Origin of the sequence: Nocardioides cynanchi (assembly GCF_008761635.1) — a bacterium.
GTDB classification, from domain to species: Bacteria; Actinomycetota; Actinomycetes; order Propionibacteriales; family Nocardioidaceae; genus Nocardioides; species Nocardioides cynanchi.
The window spans coordinates 2,014,659-2,034,609 of the sequence record NZ_CP044344.1; the positions used below are offsets into that span (position 1 = coordinate 2,014,659).

Consider the following 19,951-nt stretch of genomic DNA (forward strand, 5'->3'; position numbering starts at 1 on the left):
CATCTGCGCATCGTCGGGGTCTCCCGGCGCTGACCGGTGAAGCGTAAAACGACCCGGCTCGGAATCAGGAATCGTCGCGGGCCCCCGGCAGCCAGCGCCAGACGGCGACCGCGACGAGCACGGCGGGGATACCGAACAGCGCCACCAGCGTCGGGAACCCGAGCCACCGCGCCCCGATCGCGAAGACGCCGAAGGCGACCAGCGCCACGACCTCCTCCAGGAGGCCGAGGACGCTGGTCACCGTGGCCCGGGCGGGACCGGTGATCGTGTCCTGGAGCCGGGTCTCGCCCACCAGCATCGCGTTGTTGGCCAGGCCGTAGCCCACCCCGATGGCGACGAACCCGATGTACGGCGAGACCAGCACGCCGATCGTGACCAGCACGGCGCCGAGACCGAGCACCGTGGCGATGGTGCGCCGGCCGAACCGCGCCGACCACCCGGTGAGGGCCGTGCCGACCACCTGTCCGGCCACCGTGATCGCGACCAGGAGGGGGACGGTAGCGGTCGCGACCCCGTGCGCCCGGGCCACCAGCGGGAAGTACTCGTCGTACGTCGTGAGCCCGACCATCACGGCGGCCAGCAGCAGCACCCGCCGGACGTCGGGGTGGTGTCGCGACTCCGCCAGCCCCGCCCGGAGCATCCGGACGTACTGCGAGGCCGCCTGCTCGGCCTCGACCAGCGCGGACCCGTCGTCGGCGAGGCCGGGGCGGTCGTGGGCGTGCCGGGCCCGGTACGACACCGGCAGGGTGGCGGCGAGCAGGCCCTGGCAGACGGCGAACCCCACCGAGGTCCAGCCCACGAGGCCGTAGCCGGCGACGTGGATCAGCACCGCCGCTGAGGCGGTGGCGACCAGGTTGGCCACCATCGCGGTCGAGTGCGCCCAGCCGATCAGGCCCGGGTAGCGAGCCTGGTCGCCCCGCTCGACCAGCTCGTCGTACACCAGGGACTCGAAGGTGCCCGACATCAAGGCGCTCGAGAGACCCCAGCAGACGAAACCGGCCGCGAAGCCGGCGAACGTCTGCCACACGGTCCAGGTGGCGAAGCCCAGGGCGTAGATCCCCGCGGAGAGCACCAGCAGCCGGCGCCGGTCGAAGGAGTCCGCCCAGGCACCCGAGGGCACCTCGCACACGAAGCCCGTGACCGACCAGATGATGAACAGCAGCGAGATCTGGCCGGGACCGACGCCGCGGTCGGAGAACAGCAGCGGGTACACCGCGTAGAGCGGCACGAAGTCGCGCGAGGCGTGATAGGCCAGCACGCGCGGCACGAAGCCGTCGCGCCGGCTCTTACGCATGAGTCAGATGTGTCCGGAGAAGTGGCGCATGACGGCAGGCTAGGCGGTGCGGCTCAGCCCCGCCAGATGTCGGGCTCGAGGTAGATCACCCGGGCCGTCGGCTCGGCCGCCCGCACGGCAGCCTCGGCGGCGTCGATGGCGGAGGCGATGTCGGTCGCGGCAGCCGACGCCGGGACCGCGATCTTGGCGGCGACGAGGAGCTCCTCGGGGCCGAGGTGGAGGGTCTTGAGATGCACGATCCGGTCGATGCCGTCGGTGCCCTCGATGCCCGCCACGATCCTCTGCTCGGCCGCGCTGGAGGCCGACTCACCGAGGAGGAGGCTCTTGGTCTCGACGGCCAGGACCACGGCCACCACGACGAGCAGGAGACCGATCAGCCCGGTGCCGATCACGTCGAACCACAGGTTGCCGGTCAGCAGCGACAGCGAGACGCCGAGGAGCGCGAACGCCAGTCCGCACAGGGCGGCGAGGTCCTCGAGCAGGATCACCGGCAGCTCGGGCTGCTTGGCGTGACGCACGAAGGAGACGTACGACGCCTCGCCCTTGACCGCCGCGGTCTCGCGGATCGCGGTGCGGAACGACAACGACTCCATCACGATCGCCGCGAGCAGCACCACGATCGGCACCCAGGCCCAGCGACTGTCCAGGATCGAGTCGTCGAGGTGTCCGTGGGCCGCGTGCAGCTCGTGGCCCTTGTGGTAGGCCTCGTAGAGCGCGAACAGGCCACCGACCGTGAACAGCACGATCGAGACGATGAAGGCGTAGATGTAGCGCTCGCGGCCGAAGCCGAACGGGTGGCGGGCGGTCGGGTCCCGCTGGGAGCGCCGGCCTCCGAGCAGCAGCAGGCCCTGGTTGCCGGAGTCGGCCAGCGAGTGGATCGCCTCGGCGAGCATCGACGAGGCACCGGTCAGCAGGAAGGCCAGGAACTTGGTGACCGCGATGCCGGTGTTGGCCAGGAGGGCCGCCACGACCGCCTTGGTGCTGCCTTCGGTGGACATGGCCGAAGGCTAGCGGGCGGTAGGTCGGCCGCTCAGTCCTCGACCAGACCGAGCCGGAGGTACTCCGCGGCATAGCGCCCGTTGAGTACCAGCGAGGCGTAGCGGGCGATCTCGGTGTCGGCCTCGGTGGTCACCGTCTCCACCCGTACGCCGTGCGAGACCGCGGCGGCACGGAGCCGGCCGACGTCCTCGCGGACGACCGGGTCGTCGGCACCGTCGTCGAAGACCAGCAGCATCGGGCGCAGCTCGGCGGCGCCTTCGGCGAACGGGTCGTCGAACACGTCGCGTGGACGCGCCGCCTCGAGCAGGGGCAGGAGGTGCTCGGCGTCGCCGGCGATCGCCGACTGGCCGGACGCACGGCGGATCGTCTCGGCCACACGGCGCGCGGCCCGGGCGGCCAGGACCGAGCCGCCCCACACGACCGGGATCGTGTCGGCCAGGGCGATCGCCAGCATCTTGGCGGGGTTGACCGCGAGGTCGCGGTTCGGCGAGCAGGACATCGCCACCCGGTCGAGGGCGTCTGCGACGTCGGCGTGGTCGGCGCGGGGTCCGAGCCCGACCTGCTCGAGGTACTCCAGAGCGACCACCGCGGTGGCCAGCTGGTCGCGGGTGACGATCGGCAGGATCGTCGACCAGCGACCCTCGGCGTGCTGGGCGACAAGCGAGCCGTCGGGGCACGCGACCACCACCCGGCAGCCACGTCGTACCGCCTCGGCCACCGCACCGGCGGTGCCGCGGTCGGCGCCGTCGGGGGCGAGCACCACGACCAGGTCGAGGGCACCTGCCCAGCCGGGAAGGCCGGGACCGGGCCAGGCCACGAACGGCACCGGGCACCACGGCTCGAGCACGGCGCGCAGCAGCCGCGAGTCGGGGCCGGCGGCGACGATCGCCCGCGGCCGGGTCTCGTCCGGTCCGTCCGCCGAGGCCAGGATCACCGCGGCCGAGGCCTCGGTCGCCTCGCGGCGCACCCGAGCCCCCGACTCCGCCAACGCACGCAGCCGCGCGTCGGCGGACTCCAGCGCGCGCTCGTCGTCCAACCGCGACTCGTCGAACCAGGTGGCCATCGGTCGGTCAGCCGGGCCGACGGGCCTCGTCGACCAGCAGCACGGGGATGTCGTCGCGCACCGGGTAGGCCAGCCCGCACTGCTGGCAGACCAGCTCCTCACCCTCGGCGGCCAGCTGTCCGTGACAGTCGGGGCACACGATGATCTCCATCAGCTTCGGGTCGAGGTTCATGCGGGGGCTCCTGGTCTGGTCGGGCACCGCCGCGCGGCGTCGGTCGTGCTCACGCTCCGAGCCTAACGGCCCGGGTCGGGACGCCGTTGGTCACTCGGAGGTGAGCACCCGGAGGTGGCCGCGGCGGCCGGTCTCGCGGCCGGCACCCACGACCGGCTGCGGGTCTCCGGGGGACCGCGTCGCCGAGACCATCGGCCGGCCGGCCTCGCGGACGGCGTCGGCGAGCGCGAGGAGGTCGTCGTTCGAGGGAGCCAGGGTGCTCGGGTCGGGGGCGAGCCGCAGCACCTCCCAGCCCCGGGGCGCGGAGAGCCGCTCGCCGTGGGCCTCGCACAGGTCGTAGGAGTGCGGCTCGGCGTAGGTCGCCAGGGGACCCACCACCGCCGTCGAGTCGGCGTACACGTAGGTCAGGGTGAGCACGGCCGGACGCCCGCAGGCGGTGCGCGAACAGCGGCGGGTGGGACTCACGTCGCGAACGGTACCGCCGAGCCGCGTCAACGGCGCTGAGGCTCGCGGGGTCCACTACGCTCGCCTGCGTGACCGCGCCGACGCCCCCCGACGCCGTCCCGGAGGCCGCCCCGGCTCCGCGCAGGCGCACCCGCGACCGGCGCGGCCGGGGCATGCGCGGCCCCGCGATCACCCCGTCGCTCCCCGGCCGCCCCGAGCTGCCGACCCGCGGCGAGCGCTTCGACGAGCTGGTGCTCGAGACGGTGCGCGACGTCGACGCGCGGTGGCAGGAACGCCTCGGCTTGGTCGAGTACGCCGTCGAGGACACGCCGCAGCTGCCCGACGACTGGTCGGGCGAGACGGTGCCGCTGGCCTCCCTGGTGCGCGGGCACGGTGGCGAGCCGACCCGGCTCGTGCTCTTCCGCCGACCGATCGAGCACCGTTGCGAGACCCGGGCCGACCTCGAGGCGATGGTGCTCACGGTGGTCGTCGAGCAGGTCGCGGAGCTGCTCGGCATCGAGCCCGACGACGTCGACCCGCGCTACACCGGGGGCGACTGAGCGCCTCGGGCCGGTCAGTCCTGGCCCGGTGAGATCTGCGGCACCAGGCCCTTGACCAGCAGCTCGTGCAGCGGGATCACCGTGGCGCCCTGGCCGGTGACCACCACCGAGCCGTTCACGGTCGTGCCCTTGGGTACGACGTCCACGAGCGCTGCACCCGTCGGCAGGGTGATCGAGGCGACGCGGCCCTTCTGGGTCCCGACCGTGCGCTGCAGGATGCGCGTGCCGGAGGCGTCGTACGCCGTGACCGTGACCGAGCCCGACGCGTCGGCCGCGAGCAGCACCCGGGCACTGACCTGGTGCTGCTTGGCACCCGCACCGGTCGCGACCGGCAGCAGAGTGGCCGCCTCCTGACCGACCACCTGGTCGGGCACGGTCAGCACGCGGTCGCCCGCCAGGGTGGTCCGCAGGGAGGCGGTGACCGCGCCGGTGGCGTGGATCGCGACCCCCACGGCGCCGTCCCCCAGCGCCTTGCCGAGCGCCTGGGTGAGCGAGACCGCCACCGTGGACCCGGGTGCGATGGTCACCGGCTTCATCCCGGCCGGCACGAAGCTGGTGTCACCGGTGACGATCCGGATCTCGGCGCGCACCACGTCGGCCGTCGGGTTGGCGAGCTGGAGGGTGCGGCTCCCGGACCCGGTCGGCAGACCGAGCAGGAGGCTGTCCGGCTCGGGGGCGAGCTGGCGCGGGAGCCACTCACGCTGGACCTGCTTGCCGCCGACGGCGCTGAACATGTCGAGCACGCCGACCGCGAGCCGGCCGCGGGAGACGACGACGTGGGCGGTCAGCAGAGGACGCCGGGGCACCACCGAGCCGAGCTCGAGGGTGACCGTCTTGTGCCCCGGGATCGTGATCCCGCGGAGCCGGCGGACGCTGAACGTCTTGTGCGCCAGCAGCGAGATGTCGGCCACGGCCGGCCCCGAGTCGGGGTTGGTCAGCTCGATCACGGAGTCGTGGTCGGAGCGGGCGCCCACCCCGGTGAACCACTGGTCCGAGGCCGGGTTGGGGCAGTCCAGACCCGTCACCGGAGACGTGCCGGCGCGGGCGGCCAGCAGCCCCGGCGCCAGGGCGTCGGACCCCTTGACCGTCAGCGTCCCGGTGCCGGTCACCGGCGTCGACGCCCAGGGCCGGACGGCGACGTCGCGGGACGTCGTACCGGCCAGGACGGTGACGTTGCCGGCCGTGCCGTTGGTGGTCGAGACGGCCGCGTCGGGCGAGCCGGGTGCGGCCGAGGGACACACCACCAGCGACCGGGTCAGCTGGGTGAGCGCCGGCGGCTGGTCGGTCGTGTGCGTGGGTGGCTGGCGGACCAGCGCCAGCACCCCCACGGTCAACAGCGGCAGGACCACCGCCAGCACCGTGGTCGCGTCGATCCTGCGGGTGCGCTGGCGACGCGCCACCTCGGGGATCCGGATCCGCCGTCCGGACCGGCTCATGAGTCGTCCCTCCGTCGGCCGGTGCGCCAGGTCGGCAGGCACAAGATCAGCACGAGCACCAGGGCGACGCCCTGCACGACGAGCAGCACCACGCGCGGCACTGACCGGGGGCCGTCCATGGCATGCGGGTCGACCGGTACGCCGACCCGCCAGGCCCGGGTCGTCCGGCTCTCGGCGCTGGCCTGCACGAGCCCGTCGGTGGCGTCCAGGCCGGCGGCGACGTCGCCGTCGGCCGGCGCGGGCAGCACGATGTAGTGGATGCCGGCACCGGCGAGGTCGGAGACGACGGTCGGGGTCGGCCGCGAGACCAGCGCCCGGACGTCCGCGGTGAACGCGGGGTCCGGCTTCGAGGCGTACTGGATCTCGTTCTCCCCCACGGTGTCGCCGGCCCCCCGTCGGACGGTGAAGCGCAGGCCATGGGCGGTGTCGCCGGTGATCAGCAGGATGCCGTTCGCCGGCTCGGCGACGGCGTCGTCGGTCATGTACGCCGGGATCCCCGAGTTGTCGCTGTTGGCGAGGTCACCGGGGCCCTGCACCACGAACCACGCCAGGCCGACGGCCGGGACGATCGCCGCGACCACCGCCAGGCCCACGAGCAGCACCTCGTGGTGCTCGGCGCGTGAGCGCCGCAGGATCGTCACCAGCCCCTGAGCACCGAGCAGCGCCGCGAGCACGAAGCAGCCGTGCAGCACCACCATGTCGAAGGCGATGCCCGGGCGCACCGAGCCGCCGGGCAGCGGGAGCCGGATCACCGACAGCACGGTGGCCGTCACCGCCGCCACGACCGCCACCAACCACGTGACCAGCACCGGGATCCGGGTCGCCCGCGGGATCAGGGCCAGCACCGCCAGCACGACCAGGAGGGCCCCGAGCCAGCCCGGCGCGCCGGTGCCCGCCCCGAACCGGCCGAGCAGCAGGTCACTGGTCGAGAGCGGCGGATAGGGCTGCCGGCCGGTCTCCAGGAGCAGCAGCGATCCGGCCCCGTGCCAGATCGCGGGCAGCCACCACGGCGCCAGCAGCAGGGGTACGACGCCCAGGGTCACCGCGGGCGGGCCCCAGACGTCGCGGCCGCGCGGCAGCGAGCGGGTGACGGCGTACGCGATGATGAGGACGACCAGTGCCAGCACGATCGCGAAGACCCACGCGACGGGGGTGCACGCCGCACAGAGCGCCAGCAGCAGGCCGGAGCGCCAGGCGGCCCGCCACCGCCGGTCGACCTCCGGGTCCGCGAAGCCCAGGGCCGCATGTGCCAGCCACGGCAGCAGCGCGGCGGCGACGACCACGCCGAGCCGTCCGTCACCCCACGCGCCGGAGGTCACCGGCACGAGCGCGTACGTCGCCGCGCCGAGCGCCACCAGCCAGCGCGGCGAGCCGCCGGGGTCGACCAGGCGGCCGACGACCCGCAGCAGGCGCCAGGCGCCCCAGAGCGCGAGGGGCACGGCCAGCAGCAGCAGCGCCGAGATCGCCGCGGCCGCGCTGCCGCCGAGCAGGAAGCCGAGGAGGGCCAGCGGCAAGGCGTAGGCCGGCGCCGGGACCGGCGTGCCGGTCCCGAGGGCGTGCCAGGACTCGGTCCAGAGACGCCACAGGGCGGCCGCCGAGGTCGGCGCCGGGGCCAGGCCGCCACCGGTGACGTGCCCGAACGCCTCGCGGGCGCCGAAGACCGAGAGCCCGACGACGAGCGTCATCGAGATCGCGAGCGGGTTGGTCAGGAAGCGCGCGACCAGCCCGGAGTCCTCCTCCGGAGCGTCCTCGTCGACCACGCTCGGTCGCCGGATCGGCACCGGGGTCGGGGCCTCGGCCTCCTTGGCCGCCCGACGACGGTCGGCGACGTCCTGGGCCTGGTTGGTCGCCGCGGCGGCGATGTCGCCGACGAAGTCGAGACCGTGCCGGTAGGGCACCCACCACGGCGCCAGCAACGGTCGCGGGTCGTGGTCGCCGGCGCTGGAGGCCCGCGCCCGGCGTGCGCGTCGTACCTCACCCGGTCGCACGTAGACCGAGAACAGCGCACCGACCTCGTCGAACGCCTCACCGGCCGAGCGCACCACCAGGAACCCGACCATCCGCAGCAGCGTGCCGAAGAACAGCCGGACCAGCTGCCAGGGCAGGGCCCGGCCCGGGGTGTTGGCCAACAGCGTGAAGATCGCGGCCCGGCGCTCCTGGAAGTGCGTGTGCCGCCCGGTCAGCGGCGTGCGGCGCACCCCGCGGTGCGCGGCCTCGGCGTGGAAGACCACGGCCTGCGGCACCACGACGGTGCGCACCCCGGCCGCCGCGGCGCGCCAGCCGAAGTCGACGTCGTTGCCGAAGATCGGGAGGTTCTCGTCGAGGCCGCCGAGCCGGTCGAAGACCGCGCGCCGTACGAGCATGCCGGCGGTGTTGACCGCCAGGACCGGACGGACCTTGTCGTGCTGGCCCTGGTCGTACTCACCGGTCTCGAGGCCGGTCTCCCGCCGGCCGGTGCCGGAGATGGTCACGCCGACCTCGAGCAGCCGCTTCAGCGACGGCCACTCCCGCAGCTTGGGGCCGAGCACGTCGGCGTGGGAGTCCTCGGCCGCGGCGGCCAGCAACCACTCGAGGGCGTCGGGCGCCGGGTTGCTGTCGTCGTGGAGCAGCCAGATCCAGTCGGCGTCGTCCGGGTCGACCTGGGCCAGGGCGACCTGCACCGCCTCGGGGTACGACGTGCTGCCGGGCACCGTGACGACCTCGTCGAACGCCTCGAGCAGCAGGGCCGGACTCCCGTCACCGCTACCGGTGTCGACGCAGACGACCCCGGCGAGCGGGGCGGTCTGCGCGCGGATCCCGTCCACGACCGCCGGCAACCACCGGGACCCGTCGTGGCTCACCAGCACAGCCACGACCCTCGGATTCACGATCGACCACCCTAGCGGCGGGTGGCAGGACCCCCGAATTCGCCGGAGAGGGTCAGACCGCGCGCTTCTTCAGCTTGCGGCGCTCCCGCTCCGACAGCCCGCCCCAGATACCGAAGCGTTCGTCGTTCATCAGTGCGTACTCGAGGCAGTCGCCCCGCACGTCACATGTGAGGCAGACCTTCTTGGCCTCCCTGGTCGAGCCACCCTTTTCGGGGAAGAACGCCTCGGGGTCAGTCTGCGCACACAACGCACGCTCCTGCCATCCCGCTTCCTCGGCGTCCGCCTCGAGGAGAAACAGTTCCCTCACGGTCCTCGCCCTTTCGACCCTGGCTTTTCGGAGCCCACCTGCACACTCAGACGCCCATACCGTCCGAAGAACACTGTGGGAATTACACGCCTGTCGTACACCGAAAGTCAAGGCATGATCTGGTATTGACGATTCTGCTGCGCGACGAATGACACCTGTGTAACATCACCTGCTCGCATCCCACGAAGCAGGGTCCCCCCCACCGCGGGTCGCCGGTGCGGCAGGCTAGCCGCATGAGGCAGATCACCGTGCTCTCCGGTGGCGTGGGCGGCGCGACGTTCCTCCAGGGCCTGTGGCACGGCATCCGGGAGGGCCTGCTGCCCGGTGTCGACACGGACGCCACGATCACCGTGGTGGCCAACACCGCCGACGACATCTGGCTCCACGGCCTGAAGATCTGCCCGGACCTGGACACCGTCATGTACACCCTCGGCGACGGCATCGACCCCGAGCGCGGCTGGGGACGACGCGACGAGACCTGGGGTGCCAAGGAGGAGCTCGCGGCGTACGGCGTCGAGCCGACGTGGTTCGGGCTGGGCGACCGCGACCTGGCCACCCACCTCGTGCGCACCCAGATGCTCGACGCGGGCTACCCGCTCTCGGAGGTCACCGAGGCACTGTGCCGGCGCTGGCTGGCACCGGTCTTCGGCGACCGGGTCCGGCTGCTCCCGATGAGCGACGACCGGGTCGAGACCCACGTCGCCATCGCCGACACCGACAGCCCCAGCGGCAGGCGCGTCGTCCACTTCCAGGAGTACTGGGTGCGGCTGCACGCCGAGGTGCCGGTCGAGGCACTGGTCTTCGTCGGTCTCGACGACTCGACGCCGGGCCCCGGTGTGATCGACGCGATCACCGATGCCGACCTGGTGGTCCTGCCGCCCAGCAACCCCGTGGTCAGCATCGGCACGATCCTCGGGGTCCCCCGCGTCCGGGAGGCCCTGGTGGCCACCCGGGCGCCCGTGGTCGGCCTCTCCCCCATCATCGGTGGCAACCACGTCCGCGGCATGGCCCACCAGATGCTCACCGCGATCGGCGTCGAGGTCACCGCCGCCGGGGTCGGCCTCCACTACGGCGCCCGCTCGGCGGGCGGGATCCTCGACGGCTGGCTCGTGGACACCCAGGACGCCGACGACGCGGCGCGGGTGCGGGACGCCGGCCTGCCCTGCGACGCCGTACCCCTGCTGATGTCGTCGCCGGAGGCCACGGCGGCGATGGCGGCCGCCGCGGTCTCACTGGTCTCGTGATCACGCTCTGGGCGCCGGACGGCGTCGGCGAGGTACGCCGTGGTGACGACCTCGCGGACCTGTTGCTGGCCCTGGTCGAGCCGGTCGACGGTGACGTCGTCTGCGTGACCAGCAAGGTGGTGAGCAAGGCGGAGGGCCGGGTGCAGGCGGGCGACCGGGCCGACGCGGTGGCCCGCGAGACCGTCCGCCTGGTGGCCCGCCGCGGGCCGCTGGCGATCGTGGTGAACCGGCTCGGCCTGACCATGGCCGCGGCCGGGGTGGACGCCTCCAACGTCAAGCCCGGCCGGATCGTGCTGCTGCCCGAGGACCCCGACGCCTCCGCCCGTGCCCTGCGCTCCGCTGTCGCGGCACGCACCGGCGTCAACGTCGGCGTCGTGGTCACCGACACCGCCGGGCGCGCGTGGCGCGAGGGCCAGACCGACATCGCCATCGGGGCGGCCGGGCTGACGGTCGTCGACGACCATGCGGGGCGCACCGACCCCTACGGGAACGACCTGCTGGTCACCGCACCGGCGGTCGCCGACGAGCTCGCTGGGGCCGCAGAGCTCGCGGCCGGCAAGCTGCGCGGCCGCCCGTTCACCCTGGTCCGGGGCCGGGGCGATCTCGTGCTGCCACCCGGCGTGGACGGGCCGGGTGCGGCCGGGCTGCTCCGGCCGGCCGGTACCGACCTGTTCGGCCTCGGCTCCCGCGAGGCCGTCCTCGCCGCCCTCGCCGGCGGCGCCGGACACCGCCTCGCCTTCGGCTCGCCCGCGGACGCCGACGAGCTGGCCGGGATCCTCACCGGCCTGCTCGGAGCCGGCAGCGAGGTCGTCCGGGACGGCGAGGGCCTGTGCGTGACCGCGGCCGAGCCCCGGGCGCGCTGGGTGGCGGAGGTCGCGGCGTACGCCCACGGATGGCGCGCCGGCCGGTCCGCCGGCCCGACGCTGGTGCTCGCCCCCGCTGCAACCGAGGAGTCCTGATGACGACGTTCCCGCAGGTCCTGAGCGGGCTACTGGCCGCCGGCGGCGCCCGGCCACTGGTGACCTTCTACGACGACGCCACCGGCGAGCGGACCGAGCTGTCGGTGACGACGTACGCCAACTGGGTGGCCAAGGTCTCCTCGCTCCTGGTCGAGGAGCTCGACCTCGAACGCGGCGGACGGCTGCTGGTCGACCTCCCGGCGCACTGGCTCGGCACCGTCGCCCTCGGCGCCGCGTGGAACTGCGGGCTCGAGGTGGTCTGGGAGGGCGATGCCGACGCCGTGCTCACCGGGCCGGGCGGGCTCGACCGCTGGGCGGGCCTCGCGGGCGGGCGTCCGGTGGTCGCCACCGCCCTGCAGCCGCTGGCCGGCCGCTTCACGGAGCCCCTGCCTGCCGGTGTCCACGACCTCGGGGTCGAGGTGTGGTCGCAGCCGGACGCCTTCGTCCCGTGGAGCGTCCCCGAGCCCGGCGACGCAGCCGTCCCCGGCCTGAACCAGGCGGAGCTCTGGAGAGCGGCCGCCGCCGGTCAGACACGCGACGGCGGCCGCCTCCTGTCGGAGTCGAACCCGGCTTCCCCTTCCGGTCTCGTCTCCTTCACGGGACCGTTGCTGAGCAACGGGTCCCTGGTCCTGGTGGTCAACGCCTCCGTCGAACGGTCGGCGCGGATCGCGGCGGACGAGCGGGTCTCGGACCGATTCGACCCCGATCAGTCCGCGAGGTCATAGCCCTTCATCCCCTGACCGAGGTAGATCGGCGCCCGGAAGCCTCTGGCGGTGCCCGGTACGGCGTACAGGCGACCCGTGCCGCTCTGGCGGACCAGGAGGTCCGGGTGCCCGGTCAGTCGCAGGTCGCTGACGCCGATCACCCAGTCGTACGACGAGGTGTCGAGGCTCAGCTTCGTCGGGCTGTGCAGCCCGCCAGGCCCGTTGCCGTGGTAGAGCGTCAGCCGGCCCCGCCCGCTGCGGAAGATGCTGTCGGGCGCGCCGTCGCCGTCCCACCGGCCGACGCCGATCTGCTGCCCGGACAGGGAGCCCGCCGCCGGGTAGCCGTGCCGCAGCCCGGCGAGTCCCCGGCCGGGGTAGAGCGTCATCACGCCGCCCTTCGGCTGGCCGACGAGATCGGGGTAACCGTCACCGGTCATGTCACCGACCGCCGCGAGCTTCCCGACCTTGCCGAACCCGCTGGCGAGCAGGGTCGCCGGGCCGAGGTGGCCCCGACCGTCGCCGCGACGCAGGTAGAGGTCGCCGGTGGCGGCCCGGCGGTAGATCACGTCGCCGTAGCCGTCGCGGTCCCAGTCCCCCGCAGCCAGCAGCGTGTCGGCCCCGGGTGCCTTCGTGCCGGTGTCGATGGGCTTCCCGAGGTCGAAGGTGCCGGGGTTGGTCCAGACCTTCAGCCGGTCGCCGGACACCGCGACCAGGTCGGGAGCGCGCGAGCCCGCCGCGTCGCCGGCGGTCAGGTCGGTTGCGCCGGCGAGCTGCGGGAACGGCCCGAGCGGCCGCGAGAAGGTGCCGTCGCCCTTGCCGGGGAGCACCCACGAGTCGCCCGAGGCCCCCCTGACGAACAGGTCGTCGATCCCGTCGCCGGACCAGTCACCACCACCGGTGATCACGTCGTCGGCGCCGAAGCGCCCGGCGATCCGCACACCGGAGGCGAACTCCGGGCTCCCGTTGCCCGGGTAGAGCCAGAGCGCCCCGGATGCGTCGCGCGCCACCAGGTCGGCCTTGCCGTCGCCGGTCACGTCACCGACCGACGAGATCAGGTCGAAGCTGTTCCACCACGTGCCCAGGCCGACCGTCCGGAACGTGCCGTCCGGCTTCTGGAGGAACGCCAGGAGCCGACCGGTGGTGGGGTTGCGGGCCGCGAGGTCGTTGCGGCCGTCGCCGTTGAGGTCGCCGGGGGCCAGCACCTGGTCCTTGTGCCGGAAGCCCGGGACGGTCGCGCTGCCCGGGCCGAACCCGCCCCCGGAGAGCCCGGGGCGGAGCAGGAGCGAGCCGTCCGCCTGACGGACCAGCAGGTCGACGCGCCCGTCCCCGGTCAGGTCCGGCGAGAGCAGGACGGCTTGGGCGCCGGTCAGGCCGGTGGCCAGCGTCGTCGCCGCTGGGAACCGGATCAGCCCACCGGTCGGTACGACGAACAGCTCGCCGTCACCGGCCCGGCGTACGACGAGGTCGGGGTGGGGGGTGGACGCCAGGTTGGACTCGAGCTGCCGGCCGGCCCAGCCGCGCTGGTCGGCCGCGGCCATCCGCCGGATGTCGGGGATCCGGTTGTAGAGGTACTGCCCCGGGCACAGGGTGCTCTCGGCGTCCCGGTGGCCGTTGATCGCCTGGAACCAGCGCGACGTGACGTACTGGCTCTTCGAGGACGCCGTCACGCCGTGCAGCGAGAGCTTCCACGCGAACAGCGTCGCGTAGGCCTGGATCATGGCCTCGCTGGGCTTGGTGATCTGGTAGTTGCCGATCGCCGAGGCACCGAACGAGTCGTCGTTGTAGCCGAGGGTGTGGGCTCCGACCACGGGTCGGTCCACCCCGCCGTACCGGCCCTCCCAGATCCGGCCGAAGCGGTCGATCAGGTAGTTGTAGCCGATGTCGCTCCAGCCGCGGGAGAGCACGTGGTAGGCGTAGATGCTGCGCAGCAGCCCGGGCACCTCCGCGCGGGTGTAGTCGTTGGCGTTGACGGTGTGGTGGACGAAGCCGGCGTGCACGTCGCCGTAGTGGAGCGACGACTTGCCGCGGATCTTCTCGTTGGCCCCCCACTGGGCGCGCGAGTAGATCACCGGCTGCGGCGTGAACACGGCGGCGGCCAGCGACGCGGTGTCGTTGCCGGTGACCGGCTGCGGGTCGGCGGCGCGGTAGACCGAGTCCTGCCCGGTGCCGCCGTCCAGCTGGCTGGTGTCGATCGCGGCTCGCTCGGTGGTCGTGTGCCCGGCGTGGCCGGGCGCGATCACGGCGAGCTTCATGTCGGCCGGGAGCGGTCGGCTGGTGACGGCCCTGACCTGCACCCTGCCGACCTTGCCGACCAGCACCGGCTCGGTCCCCGGACGGGCCCTCCGCGCCTCCTGCGAGCCGGGGTCGGGGCCGTGGGCGGGGTCGTAGGGGATGTCGCTCCAGGCGGTCCACGCGCCGTGCGAGCGGGTCCGCGCCGCGAAGGTGATGCCCGTCTGCGGGATCGCGACGCCGTGCGCCCAGGTGACGCCCACCTCGCCGAAGCCGGTGACCTTCTGCGGGACGGTGGTCAGCCGGGTGTCCCCCGACCGCGCCCGGGTGACCGTGGCCATCGCGGTGGAGGGCACGGCCCGGCCGGCGACGCCCGAGGGCGCCGTCAGCTGCACCTCGCGCACGTGGGAGCGGACCGGGGCCGTCGGCACCCGCGAGGAGCGCACCGCCTCGGCGGTGTACGCCGCGGTGCGCGCCGTCGGCCGGGCCGGCGTCGTGCCGGCCTCCGGTGCGGAGCCGACCACGTCGAGCGTGACGATGCCGGCGGCGGGGGTCAGCGCGGCCAGCACCACCGCCAGGGCCAGCAGCTGCTGACAGGCGGTGACGAATCGCGCTCGTTTGGGGGACATGCGGTGGCTGCTCCAGCGTGCGGGGGAAGGTCACACGAGTAGCAACGGTCACACCAGTCACACGGCTCCGCAAGCAAAACCGAGTAACTACAAACTTGTAATTTCCAGTCGACACGCCGACCAGGTCGAGATCACCTCAGATGTCGGCGCCCATCTCCTCGTCCTGGGAGTCCTCGTCGCTCAACGGGTCGTCGCCGTCGTCGTCGTCGTAGTGGAGGTACTTGATGCCCTCGTCGACCGGACCGTCGTAGCCGAGCCGGCCCTTCTCCAGCACCAGCACGCGGGTGCACATCTTGCGCACGCTGCCGGCCGCATGGCTGACGTAGAACAACGTCGTGCCGCTCTCGCGGATCTCCTCCATCTTGGCCAGGCACTTCTTCTTGAACGGCCGGTCGCCCACGGCCAGCACCTCGTCGGCCAGGAAGACGTCGGCGTCCACGTGGATCGCGACCGCGAAGCCCAGCCGGGCGAACATGCCCGAGGAGTAGTGACCGACCGGCGAGTCCAGGAACTTGCCGATGTCGGCGAACTCGACGATGTCGTCGAACTTGCGCCGGGTCTCGGCCTCGGTCATGCCGAGGATGGCGGCGTTGAGGTAGACGTTGTCGCGCCCCGTGAGCTGCGGGTGGAAGCCGGCCCCGGTCGCGATCAGCCCGGCGATCCGGCCACGGGTCAGCACCTTGCCGGAGTCGGGCCGCATGATGCCGTTGATCATCTTCAGCAGCGTGCTCTTGCCCGAGCCGTTCAGACCCATCAGTCCGATCGACTCGCCCTGCTCGACGGTGAAGGAGACGTCGTCGACGGCCAGGAAGGAGTCCGAGAGCTCCTGGGCGCGCAACATCGCCACACTCATCTGCTTCAGCGTCCGGTGGTAGCGCAGCGTGAAGGTCTTGGAGACGTGCCGGACCACGATCGACTCCGTGCCGCTCTTCACGGCGTGACCTCCCCGCTCACAGCAGGCGCTCCGGGATCCGGCGCTCCAGGCGGGAGAACGTCGACTGGGCGAACGCCAGCACCACGAGGCTGATCAGCAGGGCGCGCAGGCTGAGCAGGGCCAGGTGGGGCGGCATGTCGTGGGCGATGGTGGCCTTGGGATGGGACGTCGCGCCGACCCAGAACGCGCGCTGGAAGTCCAGCACCGCCTCGGTGATCGGGTTGGCGAGGTAGATCCCGGTGTGGCCACGGAACTTCTGGGCGACCAGGGAGTAGGGGTACATCATCGGGACGCCGAAGCGCACGAAGTTGCTCAGCACGTTCACCGCGTTGGACACGTCGCGCAGGAACACGTTGGCCGCGCTGAACACCAGGGCCAGCGCGGTGCCGAGGGTCATGATGATCAGCAGGGCCATCACCCCGTAGACCATTCCCCAGGGATCGGGCCGCCAGCCGAACAGGAGGGTCGCGATCAGCAGGATGATCACCTGCGGGATGACGTGGAACAGCGAGACCAGCATCGAGGCGACCGGGAACATCTCGCGAGGCACGGCCATCTTCTGCACCAGCGACTTGTTGCGCACGATCGAGCGGGTGCCGGCGTTCATGGTCTCGATGAAGAAGTGGACGATGATCAGCCCGGCGAAGACGTGGATCGCGAACGCCTGGGTCTGCTGGGCCCGGCCGAAGAGGATGCCCATCACGAAGTAGTAGATGAAGAACTGCGTGAGCGGGTTGACGTAGGACCACACCAGACCGAGCACCGAGCCCTGGTAGCGGGCGGCGATCTCACGGCGCACCAGCAGGCTCAGGATGTAGCGGTGCCGGAACACCTCGAGCAGCCCCTGCTCGGCCCAGGGAGCGGCCAGCGGAGCGGCGACCACGCGGGTGCGGTGCGCCTGCACCTCACTCATCGGCAGGCTCGGTCCACGGCCGGAAGGTCTCCTCCCACGCCGCGGGCGAGGTGATGTCGCCCAGCGCCGCGCGGTACTCCGCGGCGAGCCGCGGCCACTCCCGCCGGAAGCGCTCGTGGATCTCGATCGTGCGCTTGAGCAGGTCGCGGAAGTGCGCCGGCTCGCGGCGGTAGAGCGCCGCCGACGTGCCGTCGTTCATCGACACGACCGCGGAGTCGTAGCGCGCCAGCCGGTACCACGTGGCGTCCATCGCGGGCAGCTCGGTCTCGGGGAAGTCCCGCGACATGGCCCGGACCGGCCGCAGCTGGCGGATCGGCAGCAGGCCCGCGGTGACCAGCTGGGACAGGCGGCCCGGGATCTCGGCGTCGTCCTTGCCCTTCTTCGGCGGCTTCTCGCGGCGGACCGGAGGCAGGACGTCGCGGTCGGCCTCCAGCTGCATGTCGCTGAACTGCTTGGCGAAGGCGTTGACCTCCGCGAGCTTGGTCGGGAGCTGGCCGTGCAGCGCGTAGGGGCCGGCCAGGACGTCCTCGAGGGCACGGTGGCGCAACTCGACCGTGGCGTACTGCATCGAGACCAGGTGCTTGATCTGGTGGTTGAGCGACTCCCGCACCATCCGCCCGCCGTTGGGGTACGGCGAGTGGAGCAGCGCCGCGACGAACCGGTTGCGCTGGTGGAAGTACGACTGCCAGTCGAGGGCGTCGTTCTTGTCGGTCCAGGGCACGTGCCACACCGCGGCACCCGGGAAGGACACCGTCGGGAAGCCTGCCTCCTTGGCCCGCAGGCCGAACTCGGAGTCGTCCCACTTGAGGAACAGCGGCAGCGACAGGCCGATCTGCTCGAGCACCAGCCGCGGGATCAGGCAGCTGAACCAGCCGTTGAAGTCGACGTCGGCGCGCTTGTGCAGCCACCGGGCAGAGCGCAGGTTGCGGGCGCCGAGGTCCCACTGGCTGTAGCCGTCCAGCCGGGTCTGCCACCAGAAGCGCCAGGGCTGCACCACCTCGCCGAAGCTGTGCAGCTGCGAGCGGTTGTAGATGTTGAACATGTGGCCGCCCACGATCGTGGGCCGCTTGGCCAGGTCGCCGAAGGTGACCGCCCGGATGATCCCCTCGGGCTCGCAGACCACGTCGTCGTCCATCATCAGGGCGTACGTCGCGGTGCCCTTCCGGACCGACTCGAGCTGACCGCGCGCGTAGCCGCCCGAGCCGCCGAGGTTGCCTTGCTCGATCACCCGCAGGACGTCTCCGAGCGACTTCTCCGCCGCCGGGAAGAACTGGGAGTCGCGCATCAGCTGGGTGCCCTGCTCCATCACCATGACCTGGTCGAGGTAAGGGCGCAGCTCGTCGGTGTCGGCGATCTGGCCGACCAGCTTGGCGACGTAGTCGGGGCGGTTCATGGTCGTGATCACGAGGTCGACGGTGCCGTGCTGGGCCCGGTCGGCCGGGACCTCGGCGGTCCACTCGGCCGAACCGATCACCAAGTCGTCGTCGCCGGCCACCACGTCGTACCAGTACCAGCCGCCGTCGATGAACGGCTTGAGCGGGAGCTCGAAGGTGAAGCGGGCCGGCTGGTCGTCCTCGGTGGTCGCCGCGGAGACTCGCTGCGAGTGGCCCTTGGCCATCGACTTGTAGACGATGATCGTGGCGCCGCCACCCTGCACCTCGACGGTCAGCGTGACGTCGTCGACGACCGTCCAGCGGCGCCAGTAGCTCGCGGGGAAGGCGTTGAAGTAGGTGCCGAACGACAGCCGCTCCCCCGACCTGACCCGGAACGCGGTCCGGGACTCGATCTGGTCGGGGTGGATGCTGTTGCCGACCGAGGTGGACTGACGGATGGCGGCGTTGTTGAGGTCCTTGGCCGCGCGGTTGCCACCGATCGTGTAGCGGTCGGCGTCGAGGCGGGCCTCCTCGGGGTCGACGTAGAGCGGCATCACGTCGAAGTCACGGTCCAGCGGCAGGATCTGCCGCTGGAGCAGGCGGGTCACGGTGTCGGTCATTCGTCCACTCCTCCGCTGGCCAGCGCGGCACCGTCGGTGAAGTGCGGCCGGAGCTTGTTGTCGAACATGGACAGGGCCGAGCCGATGGCCATGTGCATGTCGAGGTACTTGTAGGTGCCGAGCCTGCCTCCGAAGAGGACCATCGGTTCCTTCCTGGCGAGGTCGCGGTACTTCAGGAGCTTGGCGCGGTCCTCGGCGGTGTTGATCGGGTAGTACGGCTCGTCGCCCTCCTCGGCGAAACGGCTGTACTCGTGCACGATCACGGTCTTGCCCGAGATGTAGGTGCGCTCGGGATGGAAGTGCTTGAACTCGTGGATCCGGGTCCAGGGCACGTCCTGGTCGTTGTAGTTCATCACCGCGCAGCCCTGGAAGTCGTCGACGTGCTTGACCTCGGCCTCCAGGTCGACGGTGCGCCATGACAGCCGGCCCTCGGAGTTCCCGAAGTACTCGTCGACCGGGCCGGTGTAGACGATCGGCACCGAGCCCGTGAACTCGTCTCGGATTCCGTTGGCAGGGTCGAAGAAGTCGGTCTCGAGGCGGATCTCGATCTTCGGGTGGTCGGCCATCCGGGTCAGCCAGGCGGTGTAGCCGTCGGTGGGCAGGCCCTCGTGGGTGTCGTTGAACCACCGGTTGTCGAAGTTGTAGCGCACCGGGAGCCTGGTGATGATGTCGGCGCTGAGCTTGGTGGGGTCGGTCTGCCACTGCTTGGCGGTGTAGCCCTTGATGAACGCCTCGTAGAGGGGCCGGCCGATCAGGCTGATCGCCTTCTCCTCGAGGTTGGTCACCTCGGCGGTGTCGAACTCGCTGGCCTGCTCGGCGATCAGCCGACGCGCCTCGTCGGGGGTGTGGCTGTGACCGAAGAACTGGTTGATCAGCCCGAGGTTCATCGGCAGCGAGTAGACCTGGCCGTCGTACTGGCCGAAGACGCGGTGCTGGTAGTTGGTGAACGTCGTGAAGCGGTTGACGTACTCCCACACCCGCTCGTTGGAGGTGTGGAAGAGGTGGGCGCCGTACACGTGCATCTCGATGCCGGTCTCGGGGTCGGCCTCGCTGTAGGCGTTGCCACCGAGGTGGTGGCGACGCTCGAGGACGAGGACGTCGAGGCCGAGCTCGCTGGCACACCGCTCCGCAATGGTGAGGCCGAAGAAACCCGAGCCGACGACGACGAGGTCGGGCTTGCTCAAGGTCAGACTCCTGATCGGTC

General features: G+C 72.1%; 17 protein-coding genes. 4 read left to right on the plus strand and 13 right to left on the minus strand.

From position 1 onward, the window contains the following. Positions 1 to 64 precede the first annotated feature (64 nt). The 5 genes from E3N83_RS09830 to E3N83_RS09850 all read right to left on the minus strand — a co-directional run bounded on the left by E3N83_RS09830 (position 65) and on the right by E3N83_RS09850 (position 3,993). The gene (locus E3N83_RS09830; protein ID WP_202879189.1) at positions 65 to 1,294 is read right to left on the minus strand and encodes an MFS transporter; all 1,230 of its coding nucleotides are present in this window, start codon (positions 1,292 to 1,294) and stop codon (positions 65 to 67) included. 53 nt (positions 1,295 to 1,347) lie between these two features. Beyond that, positions 1,348 to 2,292 carry a cation diffusion facilitator family transporter gene (locus tag E3N83_RS09835; RefSeq protein ID WP_151083098.1) on the minus strand — a complete coding sequence of 315 codons (945 nt, stop codon included), beginning with the start codon at positions 2,290 to 2,292 and terminating at the stop codon, positions 1,348 to 1,350. Positions 2,293 to 2,324: 32 nt separating this feature from the next. Further along, the gene (locus E3N83_RS09840) at positions 2,325 to 3,356 is read right to left on the minus strand and encodes an SIS domain-containing protein (RefSeq protein WP_151083099.1); all 1,032 of its coding nucleotides are present in this window, start codon (positions 3,354 to 3,356) and stop codon (positions 2,325 to 2,327) included. Between the two features lie 7 nt (positions 3,357 to 3,363). Next, on the minus strand, positions 3,364 to 3,528 hold the full coding sequence (locus E3N83_RS09845; protein ID WP_151083100.1) for a Trm112 family protein: 165 nt from the start codon (positions 3,526 to 3,528) through the stop codon (positions 3,364 to 3,366). A 90-nt stretch (positions 3,529 to 3,618) separates the two neighbouring features. Then, positions 3,619 to 3,993 (minus strand): DUF3499 domain-containing protein, encoded by a 375-nt coding sequence (locus E3N83_RS09850; protein ID WP_151083101.1) that lies wholly within the window; start codon positions 3,991 to 3,993, stop codon positions 3,619 to 3,621. Positions 3,994 to 4,061: 68 nt separating this feature from the next. On the opposite strand from E3N83_RS09850, the gene E3N83_RS09855 reads away from it, so the two are divergent. Further along, a complete protein-coding gene (locus tag E3N83_RS09855) occupies positions 4,062 to 4,532 on the plus strand; it encodes a metallopeptidase family protein (protein WP_238342848.1) in 471 nt (156 codons plus the stop codon). 14 nt (positions 4,533 to 4,546) lie between these two features. Here E3N83_RS09855 and E3N83_RS09860 read toward each other — a convergent pair whose 3' ends face one another. Genes E3N83_RS09860 through E3N83_RS09870 form a run of 3 tightly spaced genes read right to left on the minus strand, consistent with a single transcriptional unit; the run spans position 4,547 to position 9,142 of the window. Next, on the minus strand, positions 4,547 to 5,968 hold the full coding sequence (locus E3N83_RS09860) for a DUF5719 family protein (RefSeq protein ID WP_151083102.1): 1,422 nt from the start codon (positions 5,966 to 5,968) through the stop codon (positions 4,547 to 4,549). Further along, a complete protein-coding gene (locus E3N83_RS09865; RefSeq protein ID WP_151083103.1) occupies positions 5,965 to 8,835 on the minus strand; it encodes a glycosyltransferase family 2 protein in 2,871 nt (956 codons plus the stop codon). Before E3N83_RS09865 ends, E3N83_RS09860 begins: the two co-directional genes overlap by 4 nt. 52 nt (positions 8,836 to 8,887) lie before the next feature. Next, on the minus strand, positions 8,888 to 9,142 hold the full coding sequence (locus E3N83_RS09870) for a WhiB family transcriptional regulator (protein WP_151083104.1): 255 nt from the start codon (positions 9,140 to 9,142) through the stop codon (positions 8,888 to 8,890). Positions 9,143 to 9,375: 233 nt separating this feature from the next. Here E3N83_RS09870 and cofD point away from each other — a divergent pair, with 233 nt between their 5' ends. From cofD to E3N83_RS09885, 3 genes are read left to right on the plus strand one after another with little or no spacing between them, the layout of a single operon-like run. After that, positions 9,376 to 10,386 (plus strand): 2-phospho-L-lactate transferase, encoded by a 1,011-nt coding sequence (gene cofD / locus E3N83_RS09875; RefSeq protein WP_151083105.1) that lies wholly within the window; start codon positions 9,376 to 9,378, stop codon positions 10,384 to 10,386. Further along, entirely contained in the window at positions 10,383 to 11,345 is a 963-nt protein-coding gene (cofE, locus tag E3N83_RS09880; protein ID WP_151083106.1) for a coenzyme F420-0:L-glutamate ligase, read from the plus strand. Before cofD ends, cofE begins: the two co-directional genes overlap by 4 nt. Next, the gene (locus E3N83_RS09885) at positions 11,345 to 12,070 is read left to right on the plus strand and encodes a TIGR03089 family protein (RefSeq protein ID WP_151083107.1); all 726 of its coding nucleotides are present in this window, start codon (positions 11,345 to 11,347) and stop codon (positions 12,068 to 12,070) included. The genes cofE and E3N83_RS09885 overlap by 1 nt, the downstream gene beginning before the upstream one ends. Here E3N83_RS09885 and E3N83_RS09890 read toward each other — a convergent pair. The 5 genes from E3N83_RS09890 to glf all read right to left on the minus strand — a co-directional run bounded on the left by E3N83_RS09890 (position 12,052) and on the right by glf (position 19,937). Continuing rightward, the gene (locus tag E3N83_RS09890) at positions 12,052 to 14,907 is read right to left on the minus strand and encodes an FG-GAP-like repeat-containing protein (protein WP_151083108.1); all 2,856 of its coding nucleotides are present in this window, start codon (positions 14,905 to 14,907) and stop codon (positions 12,052 to 12,054) included. The genes E3N83_RS09885 and E3N83_RS09890 overlap by 19 nt on opposite strands. Before the next feature lie 136 nt (positions 14,908 to 15,043). Continuing rightward, positions 15,044 to 15,841 carry an ABC transporter ATP-binding protein gene (locus tag E3N83_RS09895; RefSeq protein ID WP_238342849.1) on the minus strand — a complete coding sequence of 266 codons (798 nt, stop codon included), beginning with the start codon at positions 15,839 to 15,841 and terminating at the stop codon, positions 15,044 to 15,046. A gap of 16 nt (positions 15,842 to 15,857) precedes the next feature. Beyond that, entirely contained in the window at positions 15,858 to 16,754 is an 897-nt protein-coding gene (locus E3N83_RS09900; protein ID WP_151083109.1) for an ABC transporter permease, read from the minus strand. Continuing rightward, positions 16,747 to 18,747, minus strand: a complete 2,001-nt coding sequence (locus E3N83_RS09905; protein WP_151083110.1) for a glycosyltransferase — start codon at positions 18,745 to 18,747, stop codon at positions 16,747 to 16,749. Before E3N83_RS09905 ends, E3N83_RS09900 begins: the two co-directional genes overlap by 8 nt. Then, on the minus strand, positions 18,744 to 19,937 hold the full coding sequence (gene glf / locus E3N83_RS09910; RefSeq protein ID WP_151083111.1) for a UDP-galactopyranose mutase: 1,194 nt from the start codon (positions 19,935 to 19,937) through the stop codon (positions 18,744 to 18,746). The genes E3N83_RS09905 and glf overlap by 4 nt, the downstream gene beginning before the upstream one ends. Positions 19,938 to 19,951: the final 14 nt, after the last annotated feature.

Bases quoted from the DNA above. Each gene is read 5' to 3' on its own strand.
- E3N83_RS09830 (WP_202879189.1), bottom strand. From the start codon at position 1,294: ATGCGTAAGAGCCGGCGCGACGGCTTCGTGCCGCGCGTGCTGGCCTAT.
- E3N83_RS09835 (WP_151083098.1), bottom strand. From the start codon at position 2,292: ATGTCCACCGAAGGCAGCACCAAGGCGGTCGTGGCGGCCCTCCTGGCC.
- E3N83_RS09840 (WP_151083099.1), bottom strand. From the start codon at position 3,356: ATGGCCACCTGGTTCGACGAGTCGCGGTTGGACGACGAGCGCGCGCTG.
- E3N83_RS09845 (WP_151083100.1), bottom strand. From the start codon at position 3,528: ATGAACCTCGACCCGAAGCTGATGGAGATCATCGTGTGCCCCGACTGT.
- E3N83_RS09860 (WP_151083102.1), bottom strand. From the start codon at position 5,968: ATGAGCCGGTCCGGACGGCGGATCCGGATCCCCGAGGTGGCGCGTCGC.
- cofD (WP_151083105.1), top strand. From the start codon at position 9,376: ATGAGGCAGATCACCGTGCTCTCCGGTGGCGTGGGCGGCGCGACGTTC.
- E3N83_RS09885 (WP_151083107.1), top strand. From the start codon at position 11,345: ATGACGACGTTCCCGCAGGTCCTGAGCGGGCTACTGGCCGCCGGCGGC.
- E3N83_RS09890 (WP_151083108.1), bottom strand. From the start codon at position 14,907: ATGTCCCCCAAACGAGCGCGATTCGTCACCGCCTGTCAGCAGCTGCTG.
- E3N83_RS09900 (WP_151083109.1), bottom strand. From the start codon at position 16,754: ATGAGTGAGGTGCAGGCGCACCGCACCCGCGTGGTCGCCGCTCCGCTG.
- E3N83_RS09905 (WP_151083110.1), bottom strand. From the start codon at position 18,747: ATGACCGACACCGTGACCCGCCTGCTCCAGCGGCAGATCCTGCCGCTG.